The organism is Acrocarpospora corrugata (assembly GCF_009687845.1).
Classification (GTDB): Bacteria; Actinomycetota; Actinomycetes; order Streptosporangiales; family Streptosporangiaceae; genus Acrocarpospora; species Acrocarpospora corrugata.
In genome coordinates this window covers 1-22,665 of record NZ_BLAD01000037.1, presented here as the reverse complement: position 1 = coordinate 22,665, position 22,665 = coordinate 1, and the positions used below count along the sequence as shown (strand labels likewise).

Sequence of the window (22,665 nt, the reverse complement as noted above, 5' to 3'; positions counted from 1 at the left end):
AAATGATGACGTATACCGATGGGGTTCGGCATACGGGACAATGATCGCCGGTGAAGATTCACTTACCTGGAGGTGGCCACGCTGGAGGCGTTGTGGAACCAGCTGATCGCGACGCAGGCCGCGCCTCCGTTGTGGCTGATCGGCGTGTCCGGGCTGGTAGCGCTGGTTATCGTGGGATATCGGCCGTCCTGGCATGTATCGCGCGGGCTGATCACGATCGCCCATGAGGGCGGGCACGCCCTGGCCGCGGTCCTGACCCGGCGAAAACTGCGCGGCATTCGCCTGCATTCGGACACCTCCGGCGTCACCCTGACGAAGGGCAGCCCCACCGGCCCAGGGATGATCATCACGGCCGCGGCAGGCTATGTCGCGCCGTCGCTGGTGGGCGTCGGCGCCGCTTGGCTGACCGCCGCCGGCTACGTGACGTTGCTGCTCTGGGGTGTTCTGGCACTGCTCGCGTGCATGCTCCTCCTGATCCGCAACGCCTTCGGCGTCGTCTCCCTGCTGGTCGTCGGCGGAGCGGTGTTCGCGGTGTCCTGGTTCGCCCCGACTGACGTACAAGGCGTCATCGCGTACGGCGCGGCCTGGTTTCTGATGCTCGGCGGGGTACGGCCGATCCTCGAACTCCAGGGAAAGCGACGAAGGGGCCGCGCCCCCGATTCGGACGCGGACCAGCTCGCCCGCCTGACACGGATTCCGGGCAGCTTCTGGGTGATGGTGTTCTTCGTGGTCGCGGTGGCCGCGCTGGGATACGGCGGATATCTGCTGATCCGGGCGGAGATCGCGCTGCCACTGGCGTTCTTGCCCTAATCAGTACTTGTCAGGAACGCTTGGATGCTGGAAATTTCGGCGTCGAGTGGGACCTTCTCGGCGAAGAACGAGGGCGTGATCTGATTCTGGCGGATTGTCCAGGTGCCTGTGACCTGGGCGTCCATGATGATCGTTGGGCGGATGATCCCGCCGCCGGGGTGAACCGCCCGGACGTCGGACAGTTGGCCTGCTCGGCTGTGCCAGCCGAGCAGGTATTCGTCGAAGGCGGGCAGGAGTCGTACCGGATCGGGAAATGGCTGGTGTGTCGGTGATGGCTGGGCGAGGGACCAGCCTCGGCGAGCGTCGCCCAAGGAGACGCCGGACCAGGCGGCGAGATCTTGCGGGTCGGCCGGGGCATGGGCCCGGGAATAGCGTGTCGCCAGTTCGGCGAGTGCTTTGTCCCGGTCCGGTTCGAAGGTGAGGGGAGCGCCGAGCCAGTCGGCGGTGTGGACATAGGTGGCTTTGCCGCCGCGATCGGGGCCGAGTACGAGAAGGCCCTTCTCGGCGGCGAGAGCGGCCAGGTGGATGACCGTCTGGTCCGGTGCCGAGATGTTCAGCCGGGTTGCGAGCTCCACTTTGGTGAGCGGGCCTTGGTCGCGGATCGCCAGGTCTACCCGATCGACGAGCTGTTCTGGGGTTTGTCCCTCGATGCCAAGTTGGCGGAGTCTGCGCATCGCGTTCTGGACTCCGGGGCGTACCAGGGAGAGCAGCCAGGGCAGGTCGTCCGCCGCGATCAGGTGCAGGGTTCCGCGCGGTCCCCAGGCGCGGACGATCTCGGCTCCGGCCAGCGCCCGGTCGACGTCCGTTCTGTGGAAGCCCGTCCCTCTCGCCCGGAGGGCCAGCGCCGCCGCGCGCGAATCCTGCGCTTGTACGGCCAGCAGCTGCCGCACGATCCCGGCCGGAGTGCCAGGTGGACGGTGCAGCAGCTGGGACGCCGCCCGCGCGTGCCACAGATTATTCATGCGGAGATCCTAGGAAGGTTGGCGGGCGGAGAACTGTCGGAGGCGTGTCCTACGGTAGGGCGCGTGCTTGACGAGAACGTGCCGGAGACGCTGGACGCCGCGCTGACCGATGAGGCGGTGCTGGTCACCTATCGGAGGATGTTCGCCGCCCTGGCCAGGGACAGCGGCGCCGTGGTCGACGATCCGGCGCTGGTGGACATCGCCGAGACACTGTTCGCCGCGTTCGCGGAGGCCGGTGAGGAGTGGCTGACCCACGAGCAGATGCGGCACGCCTGCCGGGCGTATCCGGCCGACCAGTTCGAGAATCGGCTGCGGGTGCTGCGCGGGCTGGGCGCGGTCCGCGAGGTGTTCCCCAAACCGAACCAGCTCCGGTATCGCGCGTCGTTCACGTCGGTGGTCGGGCTGATGTTCATCCGGCGGATGATGGATGACGGCGGCCAGAGCGAGATGCACCGGCTGCTGGCGCTGGAGGACCTCAACGTCGCCGATCCGCGCACCACGATGGAGCAGGCCAGGCAGTCCGCGTACAACCTGGCGAGGGCGTTCCGGCTGTGGGCGCTGGAGCTCATCACCCTCAGCACCGGCACGATCGAGGAACTGCGCGAACAGGCGCCCAAACTCTGGGGCACCGAGGAGATCGCCCGCCGCGCCCAGAACCTGCACGGCACGATTCTCGGCCGCTGGCCCGACCTGGACCGGACCTGCACCGACCTGCGCACAGCGATCTACGCCTACAGCGACGCCTCCCGCCGCGCCGCCGGACGCCTGGCCGACTCCGCCGGAACCACCAGAAACCTCACTCTCCTCCCCGCCGAAACCTGGCGCACCTTCGCCCAGACCGCCACCAGGGAACGCCTCGCCGCCGTCCTCGACGGCTTCCCCTTCGACGCAGCCGCCCCCTGGCACGACCCCGCCGCCATCGCCCAGGCCGTCGACGAGGCCCCCCGCCCGACACCCATCCGCCCCACTCCGCCCCGCTCTCCCCTCCCCGACCCGGGCCCCGCGAACTCCTACGCTCCGGCCATCACCGGCCTCGACCGGCTGACCAGCGTGGCCGAAACCGCTCTCGCGGGCCGCTCCGAAGTCCCCCTCAGCGAGATCCTCACCGACCGCTGGCCGGCCATCCGCCGCCTCCTGGCCGACCTCACGGCCGCCGACTTGCGCTCCGGACTTCCGTACCGGCTGAGATGGTCCGACACCCTGACCTCACACCCGGAAGGCCACCCCAGCTGGTTCTCCCACGGCACCCTGGAAAGACACCCAACCGATGCCTGAACCCCAGCCGCTCAACCCATCCCCACCCGGGTCCGCCAATCAGAACCACGCCCGTGCCAGAAGGACCGGCACTCCTCCGCTGAGCGGTCCCGAAAACGCCCCTGTCCGTGCCAACGATCTCGGACCAGACGACGCTGGCAAACAGAACCACACACCTGCGCAGACGACCGAGACACTCCCGCTGAGCCCAGACGAAAACGCCACCGCGAGTGCCGGCAGCGTCGGACCAGACGACTCTTCCGAGCAGAACCACGCGCCTGCGCAAGCGACCGACGCGCTCCCGCCGAGCGCTGCCGAGTGCACCCCCGCGAGTGCCGACAACGTCGAACCAGGCGACATCGCCAAGCAGGACCACGCACACGGCCTGATGGCTGGCGCTCTTCAGCCGAGCGCTACCAAAGACGCCGAACGCCTCACACATGGCGATACCGCTCAGCAGATCCATGCCCGTGCTCGGATGAGTGGCGTTCTTTCAGTGAGTCCGATTGAGAACGTTCCGGCGGGTTTTATGCGGCTTGGGCAGGGTGAGGCTGCGAGTGGTCTTCCGGTCTGGCCGGATGGTGATACTCCGTCGCTTCTGGATGAGTACCAGCTTCCGGCGTTTCCCGTTGAGCGGTCGGGTGAGACGCGGCGGGTGCTTGCGGCGTGTCTCCGGGTTTGCTGGACTGATCGTTCCGTCGATCCCTGGCCGGGAAGTTCCGTTCCTGTCGCGTCCGTTCTCGCCTGTTATCGCGCATTAACCGGGCGCGCTGATGATTCCACTCGAAGCTGGGCGATCGGTGCTCTTCGCCGGCTCAGCGATACGGGCTGGGTCACCATTGCGGCTGGCCCTGAGGTAGCGGGCTCAGAGGATGTCATCGCACGCGGCGGGCGGGCGCGTTCCGGTGATCTGGCGAAGGCGTATGTTCGGCTCGGGCCGCGCTGTGCCACCTGGCCCGCCGAATCTCACGCCCAGCTTCGCGAGCTGATGCGGAGAATGCCCGCTCCGCCGTCGGAAGGCGGTTCCGAACCCGTGCGGGTGCCGGTGAGCGGCTACCGCCATGATGGTCCGGCCGATATGGACGATCTGCTGGTTCCCTACGACGAGCGTCGACGTTCAGAACTCGTCGCGGCTTTCATGGCGGTCGAGTACGTCGCGGAACCCGTGCACGAGGCGCGTTTCGCGGCGCTGCGTGACCCCGCGCTCCGCCGGACCCTTGCCGACATGCTGGCCCGGCGCGGCCGGACCTTGATCCAGCGTCGTGATAGCTGGATCTCCGGATACCAGGACGGCATTCCCTCCGGCCAAGCTCAACCGTCCGAAGGGGAACGCGCGGTCCTGACTCTGGTACTGATCCACTCCGTGGCGATCCCTCGCTCCGAGGGCTTGCTCTCCGAGGACACCTGGCTCTCCCCTTACCCCGTCCCGGTCGAAGAACTGCGCAAACGCACCCTGCTCCCCATCGGCGAACTGGACGCCGCACTCCGAACACTCCGCCATGCCGGCCTCCTCACCCAAATCAAAGGCGCGGACGAAACCGCCGGTGGCTACGTTCCCGGCCCCCAGTTCCATCGCTTGACGCAGACCACCCGCGCACGCCTCCAGGAAGAACTCATCCTCGCGGCAGGCCCGCACACCCCCCTGGCCGTAGCCATCCGCTCCCGCCGAGCCGCAAGGGGACACAAATGACATCCACTCTGGCCTGGAAGGCCGAAGATCCCCGGCCGAATCCGGATGGTCCGCGATCCACAACCGCGCCCAACAGCTGCAGAGCTCCCCGCGCAGCCACCCGACAGCCGAGTCGTTCGCAGTCCGCAACCCCGCCCGACAGCTACGGGACTGCCCGCGCAATCACCCGAAAGCCGGATGGTCCGCCGTCCACAACCCCGCCCAACAGCGGCAGGACTCCCCCTGCAACCACCCGAAATCCGGGTCGTTCGCAGTTCACAACCCCGCCCAACAGCTACAGAACTGCCCGCACTACCACTCGAAAGCCGGATGGTCCGTCCTCCACAACCCTGACCGGCAGCTGCGAAACTCCCCGCGCGACCAGCCGAGAGCCAGGTCGCTCGCAGTCCACAACCCTGCCCAGCGGCGGGAGGATTTCCCGCGCTGTCGCCCCATGCGCCGGGGTGGTCGAACGCGTCGGCTTGGTTGTCGATGGCTTGATCTACGGCGGGCCGTCGCACCGACAGAACCAGGAGGTCAACGTGCGGGAGCATTCCGCGTTTGCTTTTTGCCTCGGAGGACGGGGACTGCGTGTGGTGGGTGAATGGTGATGGATACCTCAGCGACGGCCGTCGATCTTGCCCTGGCGGGGGTTGAGGTCGCTGCCCCTTCTGCTCCCACGGTGACGGAGAACGTTGTTGGGGATCGGGTGTTGGTGGCTGTGCAGGCGATCAATATTTCTCGGTTGTCGACGCATCCGGTGCCGACGGTGCCGGGGACGTTGATCGTGGTGGCGGGGGCGGGGCCCAAGGACTCCAATGGGGCGGGGAAGTCGTCGTTCATCGCGGCGATCACGGCGTTGCTCGGAGACGAGCAGTGGCGGTTCGCGTCGGGGGCGAAGGCGGTGTCCGAGTTGTTGTTCAACGCGGAGTTGGCCGCGCAGGGTGATCAGCAGTGGGCGAGCGCCGATCACGGATACATCGTCGGTGTTTTCGACGTGCCGTCGGCGGGGTTGCCGATCACGGTATGGGTGCGGGTGAACCAGGAGGCTCCGCATCTGGAAGTGCGCTGGGCGGATGGGGTGCTCCTGGCGAAGGCCGCGTCCGAGGCCGACCGGGTCAGCAGAGCTGACGAGGTGTGGGCCGAACTGCCCAAGAGCGCGGGACGCCGGGACGTGGTGGCCCGGGACCTCACCCGGGTGCTCTACGGCGATCGGGTCCGCTGCGTGTCGTTCCTGTCCACGTCGGTCCGGAGCAAGGTCGCCACGAACCTGCTCTCGCAGCCGCTGAACGAGATCTCCCCCGAGCGTATCTTCGAAGCCATCGCCGCACTGACCGGCCTGGACGCCGAACTCGACCAGGAACGCGAAGCCCGTCGCGACGAGCACGCCAGGCGCGTCCGCGCCGCCCAGGCCGAGGAACGCCTGCGCGAGTTCGAGTCGGAATCGGCCGCGCTGCTCGGCACGTTCGACCGCCGCGACCAGGCCAGGGAACGCCTCGCTGAGGCGCTGCGCTGCTGGCGGGGCCGGCTCGCCCGCCGACTGGTCGACGCCACCGACCGCGACCAGGGTCTCAGAACCGACTTCGCCGCCCACCAGGACACGGCGGACACGGCCTCCGACGCCATCGCGGCGATCAAAACCGAGATCAGCGGCCTGAAGGACGACTCACTCGACCGGGCCCTGGCCGCCGCCCGCCGCGAACTGGCCACCACCCAGGTCCGCGCCGGCAAACTGGAGACCGAACGCGCCGTCGTCCAGAACACCGCCGACGAACTCCGCGCCCAGATCCCCGTCCTTGAGGACCTTCAGCGCCAGTCCGACGGCCGCGACCTGCCCACGGCCAACGCCGAACTCGCCGACGCCCGGCACCGCCTCAACGAGGCGCTCAAAGCCCAGGGCGTGGCCGACCGCGAAGCGCAAACCGCGGAGACCGCCCTTCAGGAGGCCGAGAACGGCCCCGCCGCCGCGCAGCTCAAGGCCCTGGCAGCGGCAGGTCTCCCGGCGGCCAGCCTCCTGGACGCTCTCGACGTCGCCGAGCACGCCCACGACACCCTGACGACGCCCGGCGGCTGGCCCCACGACCTCGCGGTGATCGTCGACTCAGGACACATGCGGGCGGCGGCCCAGGCGCTGGCGGACCTGCCAGGATCGGTCCTCGTGAGCCCTGCCGGGGTGACGGTGATCGGTGCCTTCGAGGACGCGGTCACCGGCCGCGACGCCCGCATCAAGGCCGCCGAGCAGCGCCTGTCCCGGGCGCGTGACGCCCAGGATCTGGCGGTCCAGGCCGTCCGCCAGGCCGAGGACGGCGTGGCGGCGGCGAAACGCCGGGTCGAAGGCGCCGACGCGACCATCCGGCTGGCCGGAATCCACCAGCGGCTGACCGCCCAGCGGGAACAGCTCACCACTCTGCAGGCGGCGATCGGCGAGCTGACTCCCATCCTCGACACCGCCGAGCAGGAGGTCAGCGCCCTCGACTTCCGCGCCAGAACCCGGAACCTGGAAGTCGAACGCCTCGACGGCCGCCGCCAGCGGCTCGAATCCGAACGCGACCAGGCGCGACTACACGCCGCCCAGGTGGCCGAAGAGCGCCACACGCTCAACCTTCCCGGCCTCGCCCAGGAATGGGGCGACACCTTGGACGTGGCCCGCGACTGGCTTACCACCGCCGACCCGCTGACCGCCGACGAATGGTGGCGCACCGCCGAACGCCACCTCGACGCCGCCCTCCGCGCCACCTTCACCGAAACCGACGAAACGCCCGAGGAACTCGACTTCCTCATCAAGGAACGCCGCAGTGGCCGCTCAGCCCAAGAACTGGCCACCTTTCCGGCCCTGTGCGGCTCCCTCGCCTCCTACCTCCGCGCCCAGGAGGAATACGAACGCCACCAGCGCCGGCAGATCGAAACCCAGATAACCTCACGCCGCCGCGACCTGTCCGCCGCGACCAGAGGCGCCGAGGAGGCCGCCCAGTCCACCACCGTGCACCGCGCCGCGCTGACCGAGGCCATCAGGGCACGACTCACCCGCGTATCCGAAGAATTCGGAAAACTGGACACCGACTACGGCGGCTACGGCGCCACCCTCGACTTCCCCGTCCCCGCCGCTCCCGCCGACCCCGAACAGCGCTGGTCCTGGCGGGTGATCCCCAAATGGCGCCGAGGCGAAGCCCAGTCCTACGTCCCCTACAACCGCCGCGCCAACACCGCCCTCATGGACGAGAAGGCGGTGAAACTGGTCTGCGCCGCCGCCATCGCCTCTTCCGGCGGCACCCACCTGACCCTCGTCCTGGACGAACTGGGCCGCAACCTCGGCAAAGAACACCGCCGCGAAGCCGTCTCCCTGTTCCGCCGAATCGGCGAAACCTACGGCATCACCGTAATCGGCGCACTCCAGGACGACATGGAGCCCTACGCCATCGACGCCTGCGGCCAATACATCAAACTCCGCCGCTCCTCCGACACAACCCCCTACAACGACCCGCCCATAATCATCGCCAACGACCGCCACCCCGAACGAGTCCGCACCCTCGCCCCATGGATAACCCGCCCAAGCTGACTCCACCCCGCAAGAGCGGCCGACGAGCCGACCACCGCCCTCGACGTCACCGTGCATGAGAGGCCGGCGAGCTGGCCACCACGCTCGATGTCACCGTGCAGCGGCAGGTTGTCGAACTCCTCGCCGAGGTGTGGACGCCACAGTCACCCGCACCGCACCGCACCGCACCGCACCGCACCGCACCGCACCGCACCGCACCGCACCGCACCGCACCGGCAAAGAGCATCTGAGGGACGATTCCTTGTCAACCGGAACCCACGATGGCCGAGGTGGAGTGCAACTGTCGGGATGAGGCATGCGTAGGGAATTGCCCGAATCGACGCCGGGGAGACCGTAGAGACATTCGACCTGGGTGAGGCGGTCGTCCCCGTCGCCGAGATGCGTGTGCGTTTCTAGGTGAAACGGGGACCGGGCATCGGGTTGTTCTGGGCCACCTGGTGGGTGTTGTTGGGATCGATGCCCCATTGCGCGAATTTCCGGATGACCAGGTTGTAGAAGTCCTCCTCGTTGTCGATGAAGTCGTTCTCTTTGACGACGGATTCCAGCACCGCCTGGCGGATCGTGGTGAAGCTCGCGCCGCCCTGCTCGTCGGCCCAGCCGATGCCGTCGACGAGGGTCTGGTAGAAGGGGGCCAGCCTGGGGTCGAGGTCACTCCGGGAGATGGTGGCGGCGATGGTCTGCATGACCCGGTTGCCCACCCGGTCGTTCTGGGGGTCGGCGCCGTCAGGGTTGTAGTAGATGACGATCTTGTCGGCCTTGGGGATCTCCGTCAGCGGTTCGCTTCCCAGGAATGCCTTGATGTTCAGCATGTTGTCCCGGACGTCGCTGCCCTGCTCGAGCAGTGGGAGCAGCGCGTCGACGAGACCGAGGCTGAGCTGCTGCGATTTGGTGTTGACCACGATCCGCCGGGCGACCCCGTTGTAGGGGACGGAGTGGACGTTCTTGTTGCGGAAGTGGAAGTAGTCGGCGTCCTTCAGCCCGGAGTCGTAGTCGGAGTCCCAGTTCTGCGCCTCAAGGGTGTACAGATTCCGCTCCAGGCCCGAGATGCAGTACTTCACGAGCTGCAGGACATTGATCGGCTCTTTGAGGTAGCTGCCGTCGAACTTGCTCATGGAGCTGTAGAGATCGGTCTCCTGGTTCAGGTAGGCGTCGCTGTGGAGACCCGTGGTGTGGTCGTAGAACGTGTAGTACTCGTTGGCGATGAACTCATGATCGGCGACGCTCTTCTGCGCCAGCGGCGCCGTCGGCAGGGCACGCGCCCTCCGGTTCACCGGCCGAGGCTTGTACGCGGTCGTGGTGTTCGGCGCGTCGTCCTGCTCGCCGCTCTCGGTGGAGTCGTCGTCCTGAAGGGTCACCGTGGTGGTGGTCGTGAGAACGGGGCCGATCACCGGCGTGGTGTTGTTGTTGCCAGGCGGGGTGGTCGTGGTGGTCGTCGGCGTAGTGTCCAGCTGATCCGACCCGTACGCATCGGCAAGGGATTGGCCTGGCTTGATCGCTTTAGGGCGTGACCGTTTCGTCTTCTTAAGCACTGAGTTCTCCCGTCGATCCGGGCACCCATGGTTGGGTACCGCTTGCGCTCTGTGCACTAGCGAGATCGACAGATAAGTCTGACCCTGATCGCCAGGCGTCCGCGGTCAGGCGCGGAGGGTGAGGGTCGAGCCGGTACGGGCCTTCCTGACGTAGAGCTGGGTGGGAACCCGGGTGCGGAGTTCGGGGACGTGGCTGATGATGCCGACGGCCCGGCCACCTTCGCGGAGGGAGTCCAGAATGTCCAGGACGTCGTCCAGGGTCTCCTCGTCCAGGGTGCCGAAGCCTTCGTCCACGAAGAGGGTGCCGATCTCGGTGCCGCCGGCTTCGGCGGTGACGACGTCCGCCAGCCCGAGGGCCAGGGCCAGGGAGGTGATGAAGCTTTCGCCGCCGGAGAGCGTGGCGGGGTCGCGGTCGATTCCGGTCCAGGCGTCCAGGACGCGCAGGCCCAGACCGCCGCCGGAGCGGCTCCGGGAGCCGGCGCTCCGGCGTTTGTCGTACTGCAGGAGGTAGCGCCCGTCGGACATGTGGGCGAGGCGCTCGTTGGCGGCGTCCACGACCTGGCGGAGGCGCTCGCCCAGGACGTAGGCCGACAGAGCCATGTCCCATTCGTTGTCGGTGGAGGTGCCGCTGGCGAGTTCGGCCATCCGGCGGGCCAGGCGGTGGCGGGTCTCCGCGGGGACCCGGAGTTTCACGGCGCTGGTCAGGTCGGCGGAGAGCGCGGTCAGCTGGTCGCGCCGGTGGCGGGCCTGGTCGCGGGCGGAGGTGCGGTCCTCGTGTTCGTGTTCGGCCTGGTCGCGTTCCGCGGCGAGCCCGGCCAGGTCCGGGGGCGGTTCGGCGGCGGCGGCCAGGAGTTCGGGGTCGGCCAGGAGCCCTGCGACGGCGGCGTGCTCGTCGCGGAGCGCGCTCAGCCGCTCGGTCATGACCGCCCGTTCGGCCTCGGTCCGTACGGCGGCGCGGGCGTCTTCTATCCCGCGGAAACCGGCGTCGAGCGCGGCGCGTACGGCCGCTTCGTGGGCGGATTCCCGTTCCGCTTCGGCTGAGGCGGCGGTGCGCAGCGCGGCGGACGCGGCCCGGAGCCGGTCCGCCTCGCCGGTGAGGCGGGCGGCCCTGGCGGTCAGGGTAGGGTCGTCGCCGCAGGCGGTCGCGATAATCGCGGCCAGCCGGCTCTCGTCGGACGACAGCTGTTCGGCCCGGGTCTGCGCGGACGCCAGGTCGACCGCGTTCCGGCGGGCCCGCTCGCCGAGATCGGCCAGTTCGGCGGTGAGCCGGGAGACGTCCAGCGCGTCCGCCGGTTGGCGGGCGGCGGTCATCCGGACCCGCGCGAGCTCGATTCCCGCCTCGGTACGCGCCTGGACGGCGATCGTCTCGGTGAGGTCTTCGGGCACGGTCTGGCGGACGGCGTCGTGTTTGGCGTGTGCGCCGGCGGCGCTCGCCACGGCTTCGGCAGCCGCCGCGATCAGGTCGGCCACGCGGACGATCCGGGCTCTCCGCTCGGTCACCGAGGAATCGTCGCCTCTGGCTTCGTCGAGCCGCGCCACGATCCTTTCCTGCTCGGCCAGGAGTGCGCTCGCGGCGGCGCGGTGTTCGGCCAGCGCCCGCCCGATCTCCTCCGCGCGCCCCCGAGCGGATTCCAGTTCGTCGCGCAATGCCGCAACCTGCGCCGCCAGGCCGCTTTCGGTCGCCGCCAGCGCCAGCAAGTCGGCGAGCGCGCTCTCCTCGGCGGCCAGGGCCGCCTCCGCGTCTCCCACCGACACCCCGTCCGCCTGGTCGGCCGCCGACTCCAGCCGGGAAGCCGCGCCGGCCACCTGGGCTTCCGCGCTCTCCCGTGCGCTCTGGGCGCTGTCTGATTCCGCCTGGGCGGCGTCCTCGTCGTCGGCATCGGGCGCACCCGCGAAGGACTCGGCCGGAGCGGGGTGCGCCTCGGACCCGCAGACCACGCACGCCTCCCCCGCCACCAGGCCGGCCGCGAGTTCCGCCGCCATACCGTCGATCCTGGCCTGTCGCACGGCCAGCAACCGGTCCAGCGCCGCCTGCGCCTCGTCGGTCGCCGCCCGCCGGACCTCTTCCGCTTCGGCCAGCTCGGCCATGAGCTCGTCCCGCCGGAGCGCCGCGTCGAACCGCCCCCGCGCGGCCTGGCACCGGGCCTTGGCGGCGGGAATCTCCGCCACTTTGGACCGCAGTTCATCGAATTCAGCCGTTACCGCAGCGAACGTCCCGGGCAGTTCGGCCTGCACCGCCGCAACCTCGGCGTCAGCCTGTTCGAGGCGCGTGATCTCCCTGCTCGACTGCCTCAGTTCATCCCGGACCACGCCAAGACGGACTTCCTGGGCGCTCAACTCCTGGAGCCGGGCGGCTTCCTCGCGGCACTGCCGCTGCCATCCGGCCAGAGTCGGCTCCCCAGGCCAATCGCCGATATCGGTCGACGCGAGCGGAAGGGGCTCGAACAGGTGGGGGGCCGACCGTTCGAGGGCGCTCAGTTGCGTGTCGCGGCGGCTTTGAGCCTGGGCCAGCGCCTCGGCCAGAGAATCGCGGTGGCGGACGCTGGTGAGGGTGGATTCCGCTGCTTCGTGGGCTGATTCGGCGATCGGCAGGGTGGTGCCGGCGTGGCGTGAGGTGGCGAGGCGGAGTTCGGCCTCCTGGAGGTCGTCGGGGAGGACGGCCAGGCGGTCGTTGAGTTCTTGTTCGGTCTTTTCGAGGGACAGGAGCTCCTGGGCCGCTTCCGCGCGGGCGGCCCGGAGGCCGGTCAGGCGGGTTTCCTCTGGTTCGAGCTGGACGAGTCGGGCGATCTCGTTCCGGTGATCCTGTTCCAGGGTGGCCAGCTGGTCTGGGGCGACGTCGGCCACCCGGGCGGCTTCGGCGGCGGCGGTGGCCGCGTCGGCCTGGGCGGTGCGCTGGTCGTGCTGGCGGATCAGCGGGAGGACGCGGTCGGCCGCGGCGGCCTCGGCGAGGAGGGTCTGCAGGTCGGCGCGTTCCTCGGCGGTGGATTCGAGTTCGTCGCGGCGGAGCAGTGCGTCGGCGTGGCGGTGCCGGCGTTCGGCCAGGGCGCGGGCCTGGTCGAAGCGGCCGCGGGCGGCGGTGAGGGTGGCTTCGCTCGCCGCACAGACCTGGGCGGAGTCGCGGGCGGCGGACTCGGCGGCGGCGAGGAGGCCGGAGCTCCAGGTGAGCGGGTCGGCTTCGGGGTCGGACGTGGTTTCGAGGAGGAGGGTGTCGCCGGCGGCTCCGCGCATGCGGTTGACGGCGGCGTGGACCTCCTGGCGCAGGGCCTCCTCCTCGCGGCCGGTCTCGCGGCGGCGGTCGGCGAGCCATTTCTCGACCTCGGTGAAGAGGCGGACGGAGAAGAGGCGTTCCAGGAGTTTCCTCCGGTCTTCGCCGTCGGCACGGAGGAAACGGGCGAATTCGCCCTGGGGCAGCATGGCGACCTGGGCGAACTGGTCCAGGTTCATGCCGAGCAGGCCGCCGATGAAGTCGCCGGCCTCGTCCAGGCGGGTGGTGAGGGCGACCCAGTCGTCCTTGAGCTCCTCGACGATGACCTTGGCGTTCTCGGTGATCATGCCCTGACCGCGGAGCTTGGGGCGCAGCCAGGCGGGTGAGCGCCGGATGCGCAGCCGCCGCCCCCGGATGGTGGCCTCCAGCAGGACCTCCGGGCCCCGGTTCGGCGGGGCGTGGTCGCAGCGCAGAGTCCTGGCGCTGTTGCGGAGGCCGGGCACCACGCCGTACAGAGCGCAGCAGACGGCGTCCAGGACGGTGGTCTTGCCGGCGCCGGTGGGGCCGTGGATGAGGAACAGGCCGGCCTCGCCGAGGGTGTCGAAATCGACCTCCTCGACACCGGGGAACGAGCCGAACGCCGAGATCCGCAGCCGGTGCAGCCTCATCTACGCCGTCGTCTCCTTGATCCGGTAGGCGGTGATCGCGTCCTCCAGCAGCCGCCGCTCGTCCGCGTCGGCGGGTTCGCCCCTGACCTCGCGGACGAAGTCGAGGGCCACCTCGATCTCGGGGCGGCCGGAGCTCCGGGCGGCGCGGGCGATCGGCTCGATGCCGCCTTCGGGGGCGAAATGCAGGTCCACCGTATGGGGGAATCGGGCTCGGAGTTGCTCCATCGCGGCCTTTGGCCGTACTGGATCGGTGAGGGTGGCCTGGATCCAGTGGTCGGAGGGGTCGAGGGCGAGCAGGTCGGCGAGGTGGCCGCGGATCTTGCGGAGCGGGCGGGGCACGGGGGCGGGGACGAATTCGGTGCTGCCGGCGTCGAGGTCGACCAGCCAGGAGCCTTTGACGTGGTCGGCTTCGGAGAAGGAGTAGGCGATGGGGGAACCCGAGTAGCGGACGGTGTCGCTCATCCGCTGGCGGCCGTGCAGGTGGCCGAGGGCGACGTAGTCGACGCCGGTGAAGGCGGCCAGCGGGACGTGGCCCACGCCGCCGACGGTGATGTCGCGCTCGCTGTCGCTGGCCGCGCCGCCGACCACGAACGCGTGCGCCAGCACCACCTTGCGCTCGCTCGGGTCGGCACGGATCCGGTCCATGACATGGGTGATCGCGGCGGTGTGGGTCCGCTCGGGCAGCTGCCAGGGCCCCTTGACCAGTTCGGGCTCCAAATACGGAATGCCGAAAAATCCAACTTTGTTGATGGCCACAGGCAGCCAGGACCGACCCGGATCGGTACGGAGATGGACCCGATCCATGAGATCGGCCCCAAACCCCAGCCGCACCGGAGAGTCATGGTTACCGCTGATCACCACGGTGTCCACATCCAGGGCGCGCAGCCGGGCCAGCGCCTCCCCGCAGAGCGCCACCGCGTCGACCGGAGGAAGCGCGCGATCGTACACATCCCCAGAGATGAGAACCACGTCCACGCGCTCCGCGTGGACCGTCGCGACCAGATGGTCCACGAAGGCCTCCTGGGCGCGCAGCAGGCTCTCGCGATGGAACGACCGGCCCAGATGCCAGTCCGACGTGTGCAGGAGGCGCATGTCGCAGGAAGTTAACAGGTCCCTCCGACAAATGTGCGGCCTACCAACTCTGCACCAACACGTAATGTCTTAACCTGGTGATCAGTGGGCAAGTAAGGAGGAGGGCACGACTCGGAATGTGGACCGTCCCGCGGGGAGCGGCCTGATGTTGGTTGGCCGGGGCACGCTGAGTGTCGTGGCGGGCGTCCTGGTGGCGGCGCTCGCGATTCTGGGCTACCTGCTGCCTCCGCCCGCCTTCGATCCGCCGCCGCTGGACAACCCGCCGGCGTACAACGCGCTGCCTGTGCAGCCCCCGGGCGAGTACCGGCCGGGCGGCGCCGCCGCCCAGATCCAGGTCCAGCGGGTCACCGTGCCGGTGCGCGGCGAGGAACTGCACGCCACGATCCGCTCCCCCGCGACGCCGGGCCGCCATCCGGCCATGGTCTTCGTGCAGGGCTCCGGTTCCGGCTCGGGCGACGAGTTCACCTCACAGGCGGAATGGCTGGCCAAATCCGGAATCGTCACCCTCGCCTACGACAAGCGGACGATCGGGTACTCCTTCCGGAGCCGGGACTTCGGGCTGCTCGCCGACGACGCCCTGCACATGATCGACGTGCTCCGGGCCCGGCCCGACGTGAATCCGGCCAAAACCGGGCTGTGGGGGGTCAGCGAGGGCGGCTGGGTGGTGCCGATCGCGGCGGCCAGGAGCCGTGATGTGGCCTATGCCGTGCTCGTCTCCTCGCCGAACGTCTCGCCCATGCGCCAGGTCGCGTTCGCGCTGAACGAGCAGCTGCTGCGCCTGCACGCGCCGGACGGCGTGCGCGATCTGCTCACCCGCGCGATGGGCGGCGTCGGCTTCGACTTCCTGCGCTACGACAGCAGGCCCGCGCTGCACGGCATCACCCAGCCCACGCTGGCCCTGTACGGGACGATGGACCCATCGGTGCCGTTCGTGGAGAGCACGGAGACCCTGATCAACTCGCTGCCGACCAGTGACTACACGATCCGCTTCCTGGCCGGGGCCGACCACGCGATGCGGATCAACGGCGGGCGGTTCGTGCCCGACTATCTGCCCACGCTGGCGAACTGGATCGACGGGCTGCCCAGCCTGCCGCAGCTGAAGATGGCGGGGGCGACTCCGGTGCAGCGGTTCCAGGCGGCCGACGTGCCGGCTGCGCCCTGGTACGGGGGGAGCACCTTCCTCGGGCTTACCCTCACCCTGGCCGCGGTCGGTTATGTGGCCGCGCCGGTGACCGAGATGGTGGTCCGGCTGCGCGGCCGGGACCTGCGGCTTCAAACGAATGCGCAGTTGTGGCCGGCGATGCGGCGCAGGCTGCGGCGGATGGCGTGGGCGGGGCTCGGGCTGCTCGCGGCGGTGATGGCGTTCATCATGCTGATCGTGCTGTTCTCGGTGAACCAGGCGGGCGCGTGGCCTGCCGTACAGGCCGGGTGGCTGGTGGTGCGGGTGCTGGCGGTGGTGATCCTGGCGCAGGAAGTGGGCGCGGCCGGGGCGCTGATCGTCGGGCTCCGCGACGGCTGGCAGCCGACCCGGTGGCAGAAAGTCACCCTCGCCGGTGTCCTGGGCGGTACTGGCCTACTGCTGGTGACGGCCGCCTACTACGGTCTGTTCGCCTTCCCCTGGTAGGGAAATGCCCGGATACGCGGGTATCCGAGGGGTCAAACCTGCCGACGAACTCGCCAAGCATCGCAAAGGCAACGGCATAAAGGCCGTGCGAGCGGTTCAATGTAATCGCGGCGACACTGTCGGTGACGACTGGTCAACGTAATCCATAAGCGGAACAATATTCCAGTCGGGGTGGACGTGAATAAGCCAGCGGGAGTGATCGGGTGGCTCGCGCTGTCCGCCGTGCTGCCCGGCGCGGCTCATCTGCGGGCCGGGTGGACCCGCACCGGATTGGCCCTGCTCGGGACCTATCTGGGCATCCTGCTCACGGCGTTCGCCGTCGCGTGGCAGGCGGACGCCGGGCTGGCCGGGCGGGCGCTGGGGTGGCTGACGGCGATCAGCGTGGTGGCGTGGGCGGCCGCGGGATGCTGGTTCCTGCTGATCGTGCACTCGTTCATCGTGCTGCGGCCGGGGCGGCTGCCGCGGAACGGGCAGATCGCCGCGGGCACGGCGACCGGGGTCCTGGCGGTCGTGACGGCGCTGCCGTTCGTGGTCACGGCGCGGTACGTGACGGTGTCGCAGCAGACGATCGAGCAGGTGTTCGGCGGCGACACGGGCCCGATCGCCGACCCCTGGCCGGGGCGGGACCGGGTGAACGTGCTCCTGCTCGGCGGGGACTCCGACGAGAACAGGATCGGGGTCAGGACCGACAGCGTGAACGTGGCGAGTGTGGACGTGCGCACCGGGAACACCGTCCTGTTCAGCCTGCCGCGCAACCTGGAGGACGTGCGTTTCCCGCCCGGCAGCCCGATGCAGACCCGATTCCCGGACGGGTTCCAGTTGCCGGTGGGGGTCGGCGGCGGGCGGGAGGATCTGCTCTTCTCGGTCTGGGAGTACGCCGACCAGCATCCCGAGCTGTTCGGCGGGCGGCAGCACATGGGCGCCCAGACGCTCAAGGAGACCGTCGGCTACACGCTCGGGCTGAAGATCGACTGGTACGCGCTGGTGAACATGTGGGGATTCGCCCGGATCATCGACGCGCTGGGCGGGCTGGTGGTCAACGTCGACCAGGACGTCGTGTTCGGCCGGTACAACGAGGGCCTGGTCCGCGCCGGATCCCGCCGCCTCACCGGCGCCCAGGCCATGTGGTTCGCCCGTTCGCGTACGTTCAGCGATGACTACACCCGGATGCGCCGCCAGCGCTGCGTGTTCAACGCGCTGCTGACCCAGGCCGACCCGGCGACCGTGCTGACCCGGTTCAACCGGATCGCGAAGGCCACCCAGGGCCTGATCCAGACGGATGTGCCGCGCGGCATGCTGGAGCATCTGGTGCCGTTGGCCGCGAAAGTGAAGCGGGCGCGGGTGACGAGCGTGCCGTTCGTGCCGCCGTTGATCCAGACGGGCTACCCGGACTGGGAGCTGATCCGGCACACCGCGGCCCGCGCGCTAAAGAACTCTTCCGCGAAAGCCGTCACGACCACCGAACCCATCGCGCATACGGATACGGCGGCGGCACCGCCCACGCAGCTGAAGGACGGCTGCGACGGGATGTGACCGTCAGCGGAGCAGGAACGACTCCAGCGACATCCGCCTGACCCGGTCCTCGTCGATGGTGTGGCCGAGGCCGGGCTGGGTGAGCGGGACGGCGACGACGCCCCCCGACGCGCCCACCGGCGGGCTGACGATCTGGGCGTTCCGCGGGGGTTCGGTGACGTCGCTGGGCAGCGTGCAGCCGGGCAGGCTCGCGACCGCGACCGTGGCCGCCCTGGCCAGGCCGGCGCCCCGGCCGTCGGCGCAGGTGATGTCCCAGCCGGCGGCGACCGCGTGGTCGTGCCCCTGCCGTACCGCGCCGAGGGTGCCGAACAGCGAGGGCCGCAGCAGCAGCGCCCGGCCGGCGTGGAGGGTGACGGCCTCGTCCAGTTCGGGGACCGAACCGACCTCCACGGTCACCGGGGCGGAGATCCGGTCCTGCAGTTCGGCGCTGGTGATCAGGTCGGCGAAGGGGCGTTCGATCCCGGCCAGGCCGTAGGAGTCCAGGGCCTCCAGCTGGGCGAGCTCGGTGTACGCGCCGCGCCCGTCCACCGCGATGGCGAGCGCAGGATACGCCGAGCGGACCGCGCGAACCGGCTCCACATCCCACCCCGGATGCACATCAAGCGTGACATGCCCGTATCCGGCCCCGACGTGCCGGTTGACCCTGGCCACCATGCTCTCCAGCGACCGGTCCGCCGACAACCGCACGGTCGCCATCAGCGAAGTCCGGGTTCCGCCCAGCGCGTGCGCCAGCGGCACGCCGATCAGGCGCGTCCACAGATCCCAGCACGCCATATCGGCGGCCGAACCCCCCGGAATCCCACCGAGCTCATACGGATGCTCCCAGTCCACCCCGAGCAGGGCGCGGCCAATGGTCTCCTCCAGGGTCGCCCACGTCTTCGGCGCCGGATGCACGACCTCGCCCCAGCCCGCCATGCCGCCGTAGTCGGTCAACTTGACGAGGATGCTCTCCGGACGCCTGCCATACGGCAGGACCAGCCGGAACACCTCGATCTCGCGGACACGCGGCACGTGATTCCCCCTTGCTCAGACCTCCATGGTGACACGTCCGGCGAGGAGAACCCCTGCCCCGGCCATGGCCACCAGCAGCACGAAGCACAAGGCGAACGCCGCGGAAACCGTGAAAATCGCGCCGGTGACGGCGATCGCGACAACGGTCAGCACCGACTCCCCGACGGCGAGCGAGGCGCTGTTCTTGCCCTGCTCGGCAGGCTCCGACAACTCCAGAACAAGTACCGACAAAGTCGGATAAACCACACCGATACCGAATCCCGCCACGGACCAGCCGACGAACGCCACCCACACCGGCACCGCGGCCACGACGACCGTCGCCGTGATGGCGATCCCGGCCGCGATGAGCGCGCTACCCATCCCGAGCAGCCACTTCCGCCGGTACGGCATCCGCCCCTGAATCCACGACCCAAGCGACCAGAACAGCGCGCCACCGGTGAGCGCGATACCACCCTGATCGAGAGAAAGACCACGCTCCTCGAACAGAACCAGCGGAATCAGCACCTCGGCCGCCAGAAACGACCCGGTGGCGATCCCGCGCAACGCCACAACGGACGGCAACCCACGAGCGGCCCGCATCGTCCCCCGCGGCAGCAACCGCGGCAACGAGGCCGCGAGCACACCAAGCCCCGCGACTATCAGCCCGATGTTCTTGGCCCCACTCCCGTACTGCAACAACCCGGCACCGATCGCCGCCAGGACCCCCATCGCCAACCGCTGCCGAAAGCCCCCATCCGCGCGGCCGTCACTCTCCGCCCCCGCCGAATCGGCTGGCCGGTGGCGCTCCCCCGCGCCGACCGGTCGATGATGATCCGCCGGATCGGCCAGTCGGTGACGCTCCCCCGGGTCTGTCGGTCGGTGGTGCTCCGCGAGTCCTCGCCAGAGGGCGAAGACCGCCGGGGCGGCGAGCAGGGGCACCGCCAGGAATACCCAGCGCCAGCTGAAATGCGTGGTCACGAAGCCGGTGATGGCCGGGCCGACCACCGAGGGCAGCACCCACGCGGCGGCCAGCAGTGAGAACACCCGGGGATGCATCGCCGCCGGATATATCCGGCCGACCAGGACGTAGATCGCGACGTCGAACATGCCCCCGCCGAACCCCTGCAGGAACCGCCCGAACAGGAAGACCTCCATGCTGGGCGCGGCCCCCGCCACGGTCAGCCCCACCAGAAAAGCCGCCAACCCCGTCCACAACGGCGCCGCGGGCCCCTTCACATCCCCCCACCGCCCACCCGCCACGGTGGCGATCAACGCGGCCGCGATCCCACCACTGAACGCCAGGCTGTAGAGCTCGTGCCCGTCCAGCTCCCGCGCCACGGCCGGCATCGCCGTCGCCACCGCGAGATACTCGAACGCCACCAGCATGAAGAGCGCGACCATACCCACGCTCAAAGCGCGGTACCGCTGATCGAAAACCTGAACGGTATCGGGGGAAGAAGTCACCCCCGAACGGTACAAACCATCCCACACTTCCGGCCATGCGAACTTAGACGTAGGACTTCCGCCGGACCACGCTGGCAGGTTATCTGGTCGGCTCGGCTATCTGGAGGTCAAGTTCCGTTCGGCCCAGGCCGCGATGTCCCTTCTTTCGATGGCGGCGGCCATCAGGCCGGGGAAGGCGTCCGGTGTGCAGGCGAACGCGGGGACCCCCAGGGCGGCGAGGGCTGCGGCGTTGTCGTGGTCGTAGGACGGGGTGCCCTCGTCGGAGAGGGCGAGCAGGGCGATCACCTGGACTCCGGCGGCGGTCATGGCGGCCACCCGGCGGAGCATCTCGTCCCGGACGCCGCCTTCGTACAGGTCGCTGATCAGGATGAAGATGGAGTTGTTGGGGCGGGTGATCAGCCCTTGGGAGTAGGCGATGGCCCGGTTGATGTCGGTGCCGCCGCCGAGCTGGGTGCCGAACAGGAGTTCGACCGGATCGTGGAGCTGGTCGGTCAGGTCGACCACGGCGGTGTCGAAGACGACCAAACTGGTACGCAGGGAACGCATCGAGGCCAGCACCGCGCCGAAGACGCTCGAATAGACGACCGAGGCGGCCATCGAACCGCTCTGGTCGATGCACAGCACGACCTCACGCTGCACCGCCTGCTGTTTGCGGGCGTATCCAACCAGCCGGGAGGGAACGATGGTGTTCCGGTCGGGGAGATAGTTCCTGAGGTTGACCCGGATCGTGCGATCCCAGTCGATGTCGGCTGTGCGCCGGGGACGGTTGGTGCGCGCGGCCCGGTCCAGCGCCCCGGTCACCGCCGCCCTGGTCCGCTGCACGAGCCGCCGTTCCAGCTCGTTGACGACCTTCCGGACCACCGCCCGCGCCGATTCCCTGGCCTGCTCCGGCATCACCCGGTTGAGCGACAGCAGCGTCCCGACCAGGTGCACGTCGGGTTCGACGGCGTCCAGCATCTCCGGTTCGAGCAGGAGACGACTCAGGTTGAGCCGCTCGATCGCGTCCTTCTGCATGACCTGGACGACCGACGACGGGAAGTACGTCCTGATATCGCCAAGCCATCGGGTCACCTTCGGCGCCGACGACCCGAGCCCCGCACTGCGCGACCCGCCACTCTCGCCCTGGTCGTAAAGCGCGGCCAGCGCCGCGGCCATCCCAGCGTCCCCAGCGCTCAACTCCCCCGCGGAACAGCCCGGCATTCCATCGGCCTCTCCGCCGAGAACCAGCCGCCACCGCCGCCACCGCTCGTCCATCAGGACCTCCCCAGAATCGCCAGCACAGTCTGTACGGCCCCAGCGGCCTGTTCGGCGTCCCACGTGATCTCCACAGGCGCCGTCGCCCCCGAAGCCACCCGCGACCCGATGGCCCGCCGCTCCGGCGGCGCGAACGCCCCGAACGTACGCCTCAGCAGCGGCAACACATCGATAAAGGCATCTCCGGGCAAACCCGACAGCCACCCATCCACCATCGCGAGCAACCGCGCGTCATGCACGAGCATCAGCCCCCCACCGGACAGAAACCCCTCGATCCAGGCCGCGACCCGAACCGGCGGATGCCCCGGCGACATGGCCCGCGACATCCGCTCATCCGCGTCCTCGATGATCTCCGCGTCGAACAGAATCCGAACCAACCGCCCTTCGATGACCCCAGGAGCGTCGGCCCGATCGGCCACCCCACGCAGCGCCGCCAGCCACCTCCCTCGCGGCGAGCCATCGAGCCGAGGCGAACTCCCAGCCCCCACGGCGAAGCCGACCCCCCTCACACCCTCAGACGAAGGATCACCGAGGACGGCGGCGGCCGGCACCACGGGATCAACCCCGCCCTCACCCTCAGACGAAGGGCCTTCGAGGAGGGCAGCGGGTGGCGTCACGGCATCGACCCCGCCCACAGCCTCAGACGGGGCGGCTGACGTGATGGCGTCGGCCCCGCTCACGCCCTCGGGCGCAGGGTCGTCGAGCAAGGCGACGGCTGATGTCACGGCGTCGATTTGGGTGACCATCTCTCGGGCGGTGTCGTCGTCCAGGCCGGTGACGGCTGGGGAGAGGCCGGCGCAACTGCGGGCCAGGAGGGAGGTGACGATGGAGCCGAGGCCCTGGGCGGGGGTGCCTCGGACGTCGCCGTACCGCTGGGCTCGGATGAGGGCGGGCAGGGCGGACATGAGGTGGCGGACATCGTGGTCGAGGGCGGCGCGGTCGCCGATCGCGGTCAGGACGTGGGGGAGTGCGTCCGGCAGGTCGGCGAGGAGGCACTGTTCGACGAAGCCGGTGAGGTCGGCGAGGGAGACGTCGTCCGCGGGGGAGCCCGGGGT

The 22,665-nt window shown here is 69.5% G+C and carries 14 protein-coding genes; 6 read left to right on the top strand and 8 right to left on the bottom strand.

Annotation, left to right across the window (positions count from 1 at the left end):
• Positions 1-81 precede the first annotated feature (81 nt).
• Positions 82-810: a M50 family metallopeptidase gene (locus Acor_RS03370; RefSeq protein WP_246238423.1), complete on the top strand. Its 729-nt coding sequence runs from the start codon at positions 82-84 to the stop codon at positions 808-810.
• Here Acor_RS03370 and Acor_RS03365 read toward each other — a convergent pair.
• On the bottom strand, positions 807-1,772 hold the full coding sequence (locus Acor_RS03365; RefSeq protein WP_155335031.1) for a winged helix DNA-binding domain-containing protein: 966 nt from the start codon (positions 1,770-1,772) through the stop codon (positions 807-809). The two genes, Acor_RS03370 and Acor_RS03365, sit on opposite strands and share 4 nt — an antisense overlap.
• Positions 1,773-1,835: 63 nt before the next feature.
• On the opposite strand from Acor_RS03365, the gene Acor_RS03360 reads away from it, so the two are divergent.
• The 3 genes from Acor_RS03360 (at position 1,836) to Acor_RS03350 (ending at position 8,251) form a co-directional block, all read left to right on the top strand.
• Positions 1,836-3,047 (top strand): hypothetical protein, encoded by a 1,212-nt coding sequence (locus Acor_RS03360; protein ID WP_246238392.1) that lies wholly within the window; start codon positions 1,836-1,838, stop codon positions 3,045-3,047.
• A gap of 1,012 nt (positions 3,048-4,059) precedes the next feature.
• Entirely contained in the window at positions 4,060-4,716 is a 657-nt protein-coding gene (locus Acor_RS03355; protein ID WP_246238391.1) for a hypothetical protein, read from the top strand.
• 724 nt (positions 4,717-5,440) lie between these two features.
• The gene (locus Acor_RS03350) at positions 5,441-8,251 is read left to right on the top strand and encodes a coiled-coil domain-containing protein (protein WP_246238390.1); all 2,811 of its coding nucleotides are present in this window, start codon (positions 5,441-5,443) and stop codon (positions 8,249-8,251) included.
• A gap of 392 nt (positions 8,252-8,643) precedes the next feature.
• On the opposite strand, the gene Acor_RS03345 is transcribed toward Acor_RS03350, so the two are convergent.
• The 3 genes from Acor_RS03345 to Acor_RS03335 all read right to left on the bottom strand — a co-directional run bounded on the left by Acor_RS03345 (position 8,644) and on the right by Acor_RS03335 (position 14,745).
• Positions 8,644-9,780: a hypothetical protein gene (locus tag Acor_RS03345; protein ID WP_218034109.1), complete on the bottom strand. Its 1,137-nt coding sequence runs from the start codon at positions 9,778-9,780 to the stop codon at positions 8,644-8,646.
• 105 nt (positions 9,781-9,885) lie between these two features.
• Positions 9,886-13,653: an AAA family ATPase gene (locus tag Acor_RS03340; RefSeq protein ID WP_155335028.1), complete on the bottom strand. Its 3,768-nt coding sequence runs from the start codon at positions 13,651-13,653 to the stop codon at positions 9,886-9,888.
• The gene (locus Acor_RS03335) at positions 13,654-14,745 is read right to left on the bottom strand and encodes an exonuclease SbcCD subunit D (RefSeq protein ID WP_155335027.1); all 1,092 of its coding nucleotides are present in this window, start codon (positions 14,743-14,745) and stop codon (positions 13,654-13,656) included.
• A gap of 145 nt (positions 14,746-14,890) precedes the next feature.
• On the opposite strand from Acor_RS03335, the gene Acor_RS03330 reads away from it, so the two are divergent.
• Positions 14,891-16,369 (top strand): alpha/beta hydrolase family protein, encoded by a 1,479-nt coding sequence (locus Acor_RS03330; RefSeq protein WP_155335026.1) that lies wholly within the window; start codon positions 14,891-14,893, stop codon positions 16,367-16,369.
• Between the two features lie 177 nt (positions 16,370-16,546).
• Positions 16,547-17,902: an LCP family protein gene (locus tag Acor_RS03325; RefSeq protein WP_246238389.1), complete on the top strand. Its 1,356-nt coding sequence runs from the start codon at positions 16,547-16,549 to the stop codon at positions 17,900-17,902.
• Positions 17,903-17,905: 3 nt separating this feature from the next.
• On the opposite strand, the gene Acor_RS03320 is transcribed toward Acor_RS03325, so the two are convergent.
• The 4 genes from Acor_RS03320 to Acor_RS41965 all read right to left on the bottom strand — a co-directional run.
• Complete coding sequence (locus Acor_RS03320; RefSeq protein ID WP_155335024.1) at positions 17,906-18,913, bottom strand: enolase C-terminal domain-like protein; 1,008 nt, start codon at positions 18,911-18,913, stop codon at positions 17,906-17,908.
• Between the two features lie 15 nt (positions 18,914-18,928).
• Positions 18,929-20,293: an MFS transporter gene (locus Acor_RS03315; protein WP_155335023.1), complete on the bottom strand. Its 1,365-nt coding sequence runs from the start codon at positions 20,291-20,293 to the stop codon at positions 18,929-18,931.
• A 159-nt stretch (positions 20,294-20,452) separates the two neighbouring features.
• Positions 20,453-21,610: a VWA domain-containing protein gene (locus Acor_RS03310; protein WP_155335022.1), complete on the bottom strand. Its 1,158-nt coding sequence runs from the start codon at positions 21,608-21,610 to the stop codon at positions 20,453-20,455.
• Positions 21,610-22,665: DUF5682 family protein (locus tag Acor_RS41965; RefSeq protein WP_246238388.1), on the bottom strand; the 1,056-nt coding region annotated here is incomplete at its 5' end. The genes Acor_RS03310 and Acor_RS41965, both read right to left, overlap by 1 nt.

What these genes read in the sequence shown, in the direction of transcription:
- Acor_RS03330 (WP_155335026.1), top strand. Translation starts at nt 14,891, where the DNA reads ATGTTGGTTGGCCGGGGCACGCTGAGTGTCGTGGCGGGCGTCCTGGTG.
- Acor_RS03315 (WP_155335023.1), bottom strand. Translation starts at nt 20,293, where the DNA reads ATGGTCGCGCTCTTCATGCTGGTGGCGTTCGAGTATCTCGCGGTGGCG.
- Acor_RS03310 (WP_155335022.1), bottom strand. Translation starts at nt 21,610, where the DNA reads ATGGACGAGCGGTGGCGGCGGTGGCGGCTGGTTCTCGGCGGAGAGGCC.
- Acor_RS03335 (WP_155335027.1), bottom strand. Translation starts at nt 14,745, where the DNA reads ATGCGCCTCCTGCACACGTCGGACTGGCATCTGGGCCGGTCGTTCCAT.
- Acor_RS03340 (WP_155335028.1), bottom strand. Translation starts at nt 13,653, where the DNA reads ATGAGGCTGCACCGGCTGCGGATCTCGGCGTTCGGCTCGTTCCCCGGT.
- Acor_RS03365 (WP_155335031.1), bottom strand. Translation starts at nt 1,772, where the DNA reads ATGAATAATCTGTGGCACGCGCGGGCGGCGTCCCAGCTGCTGCACCGT.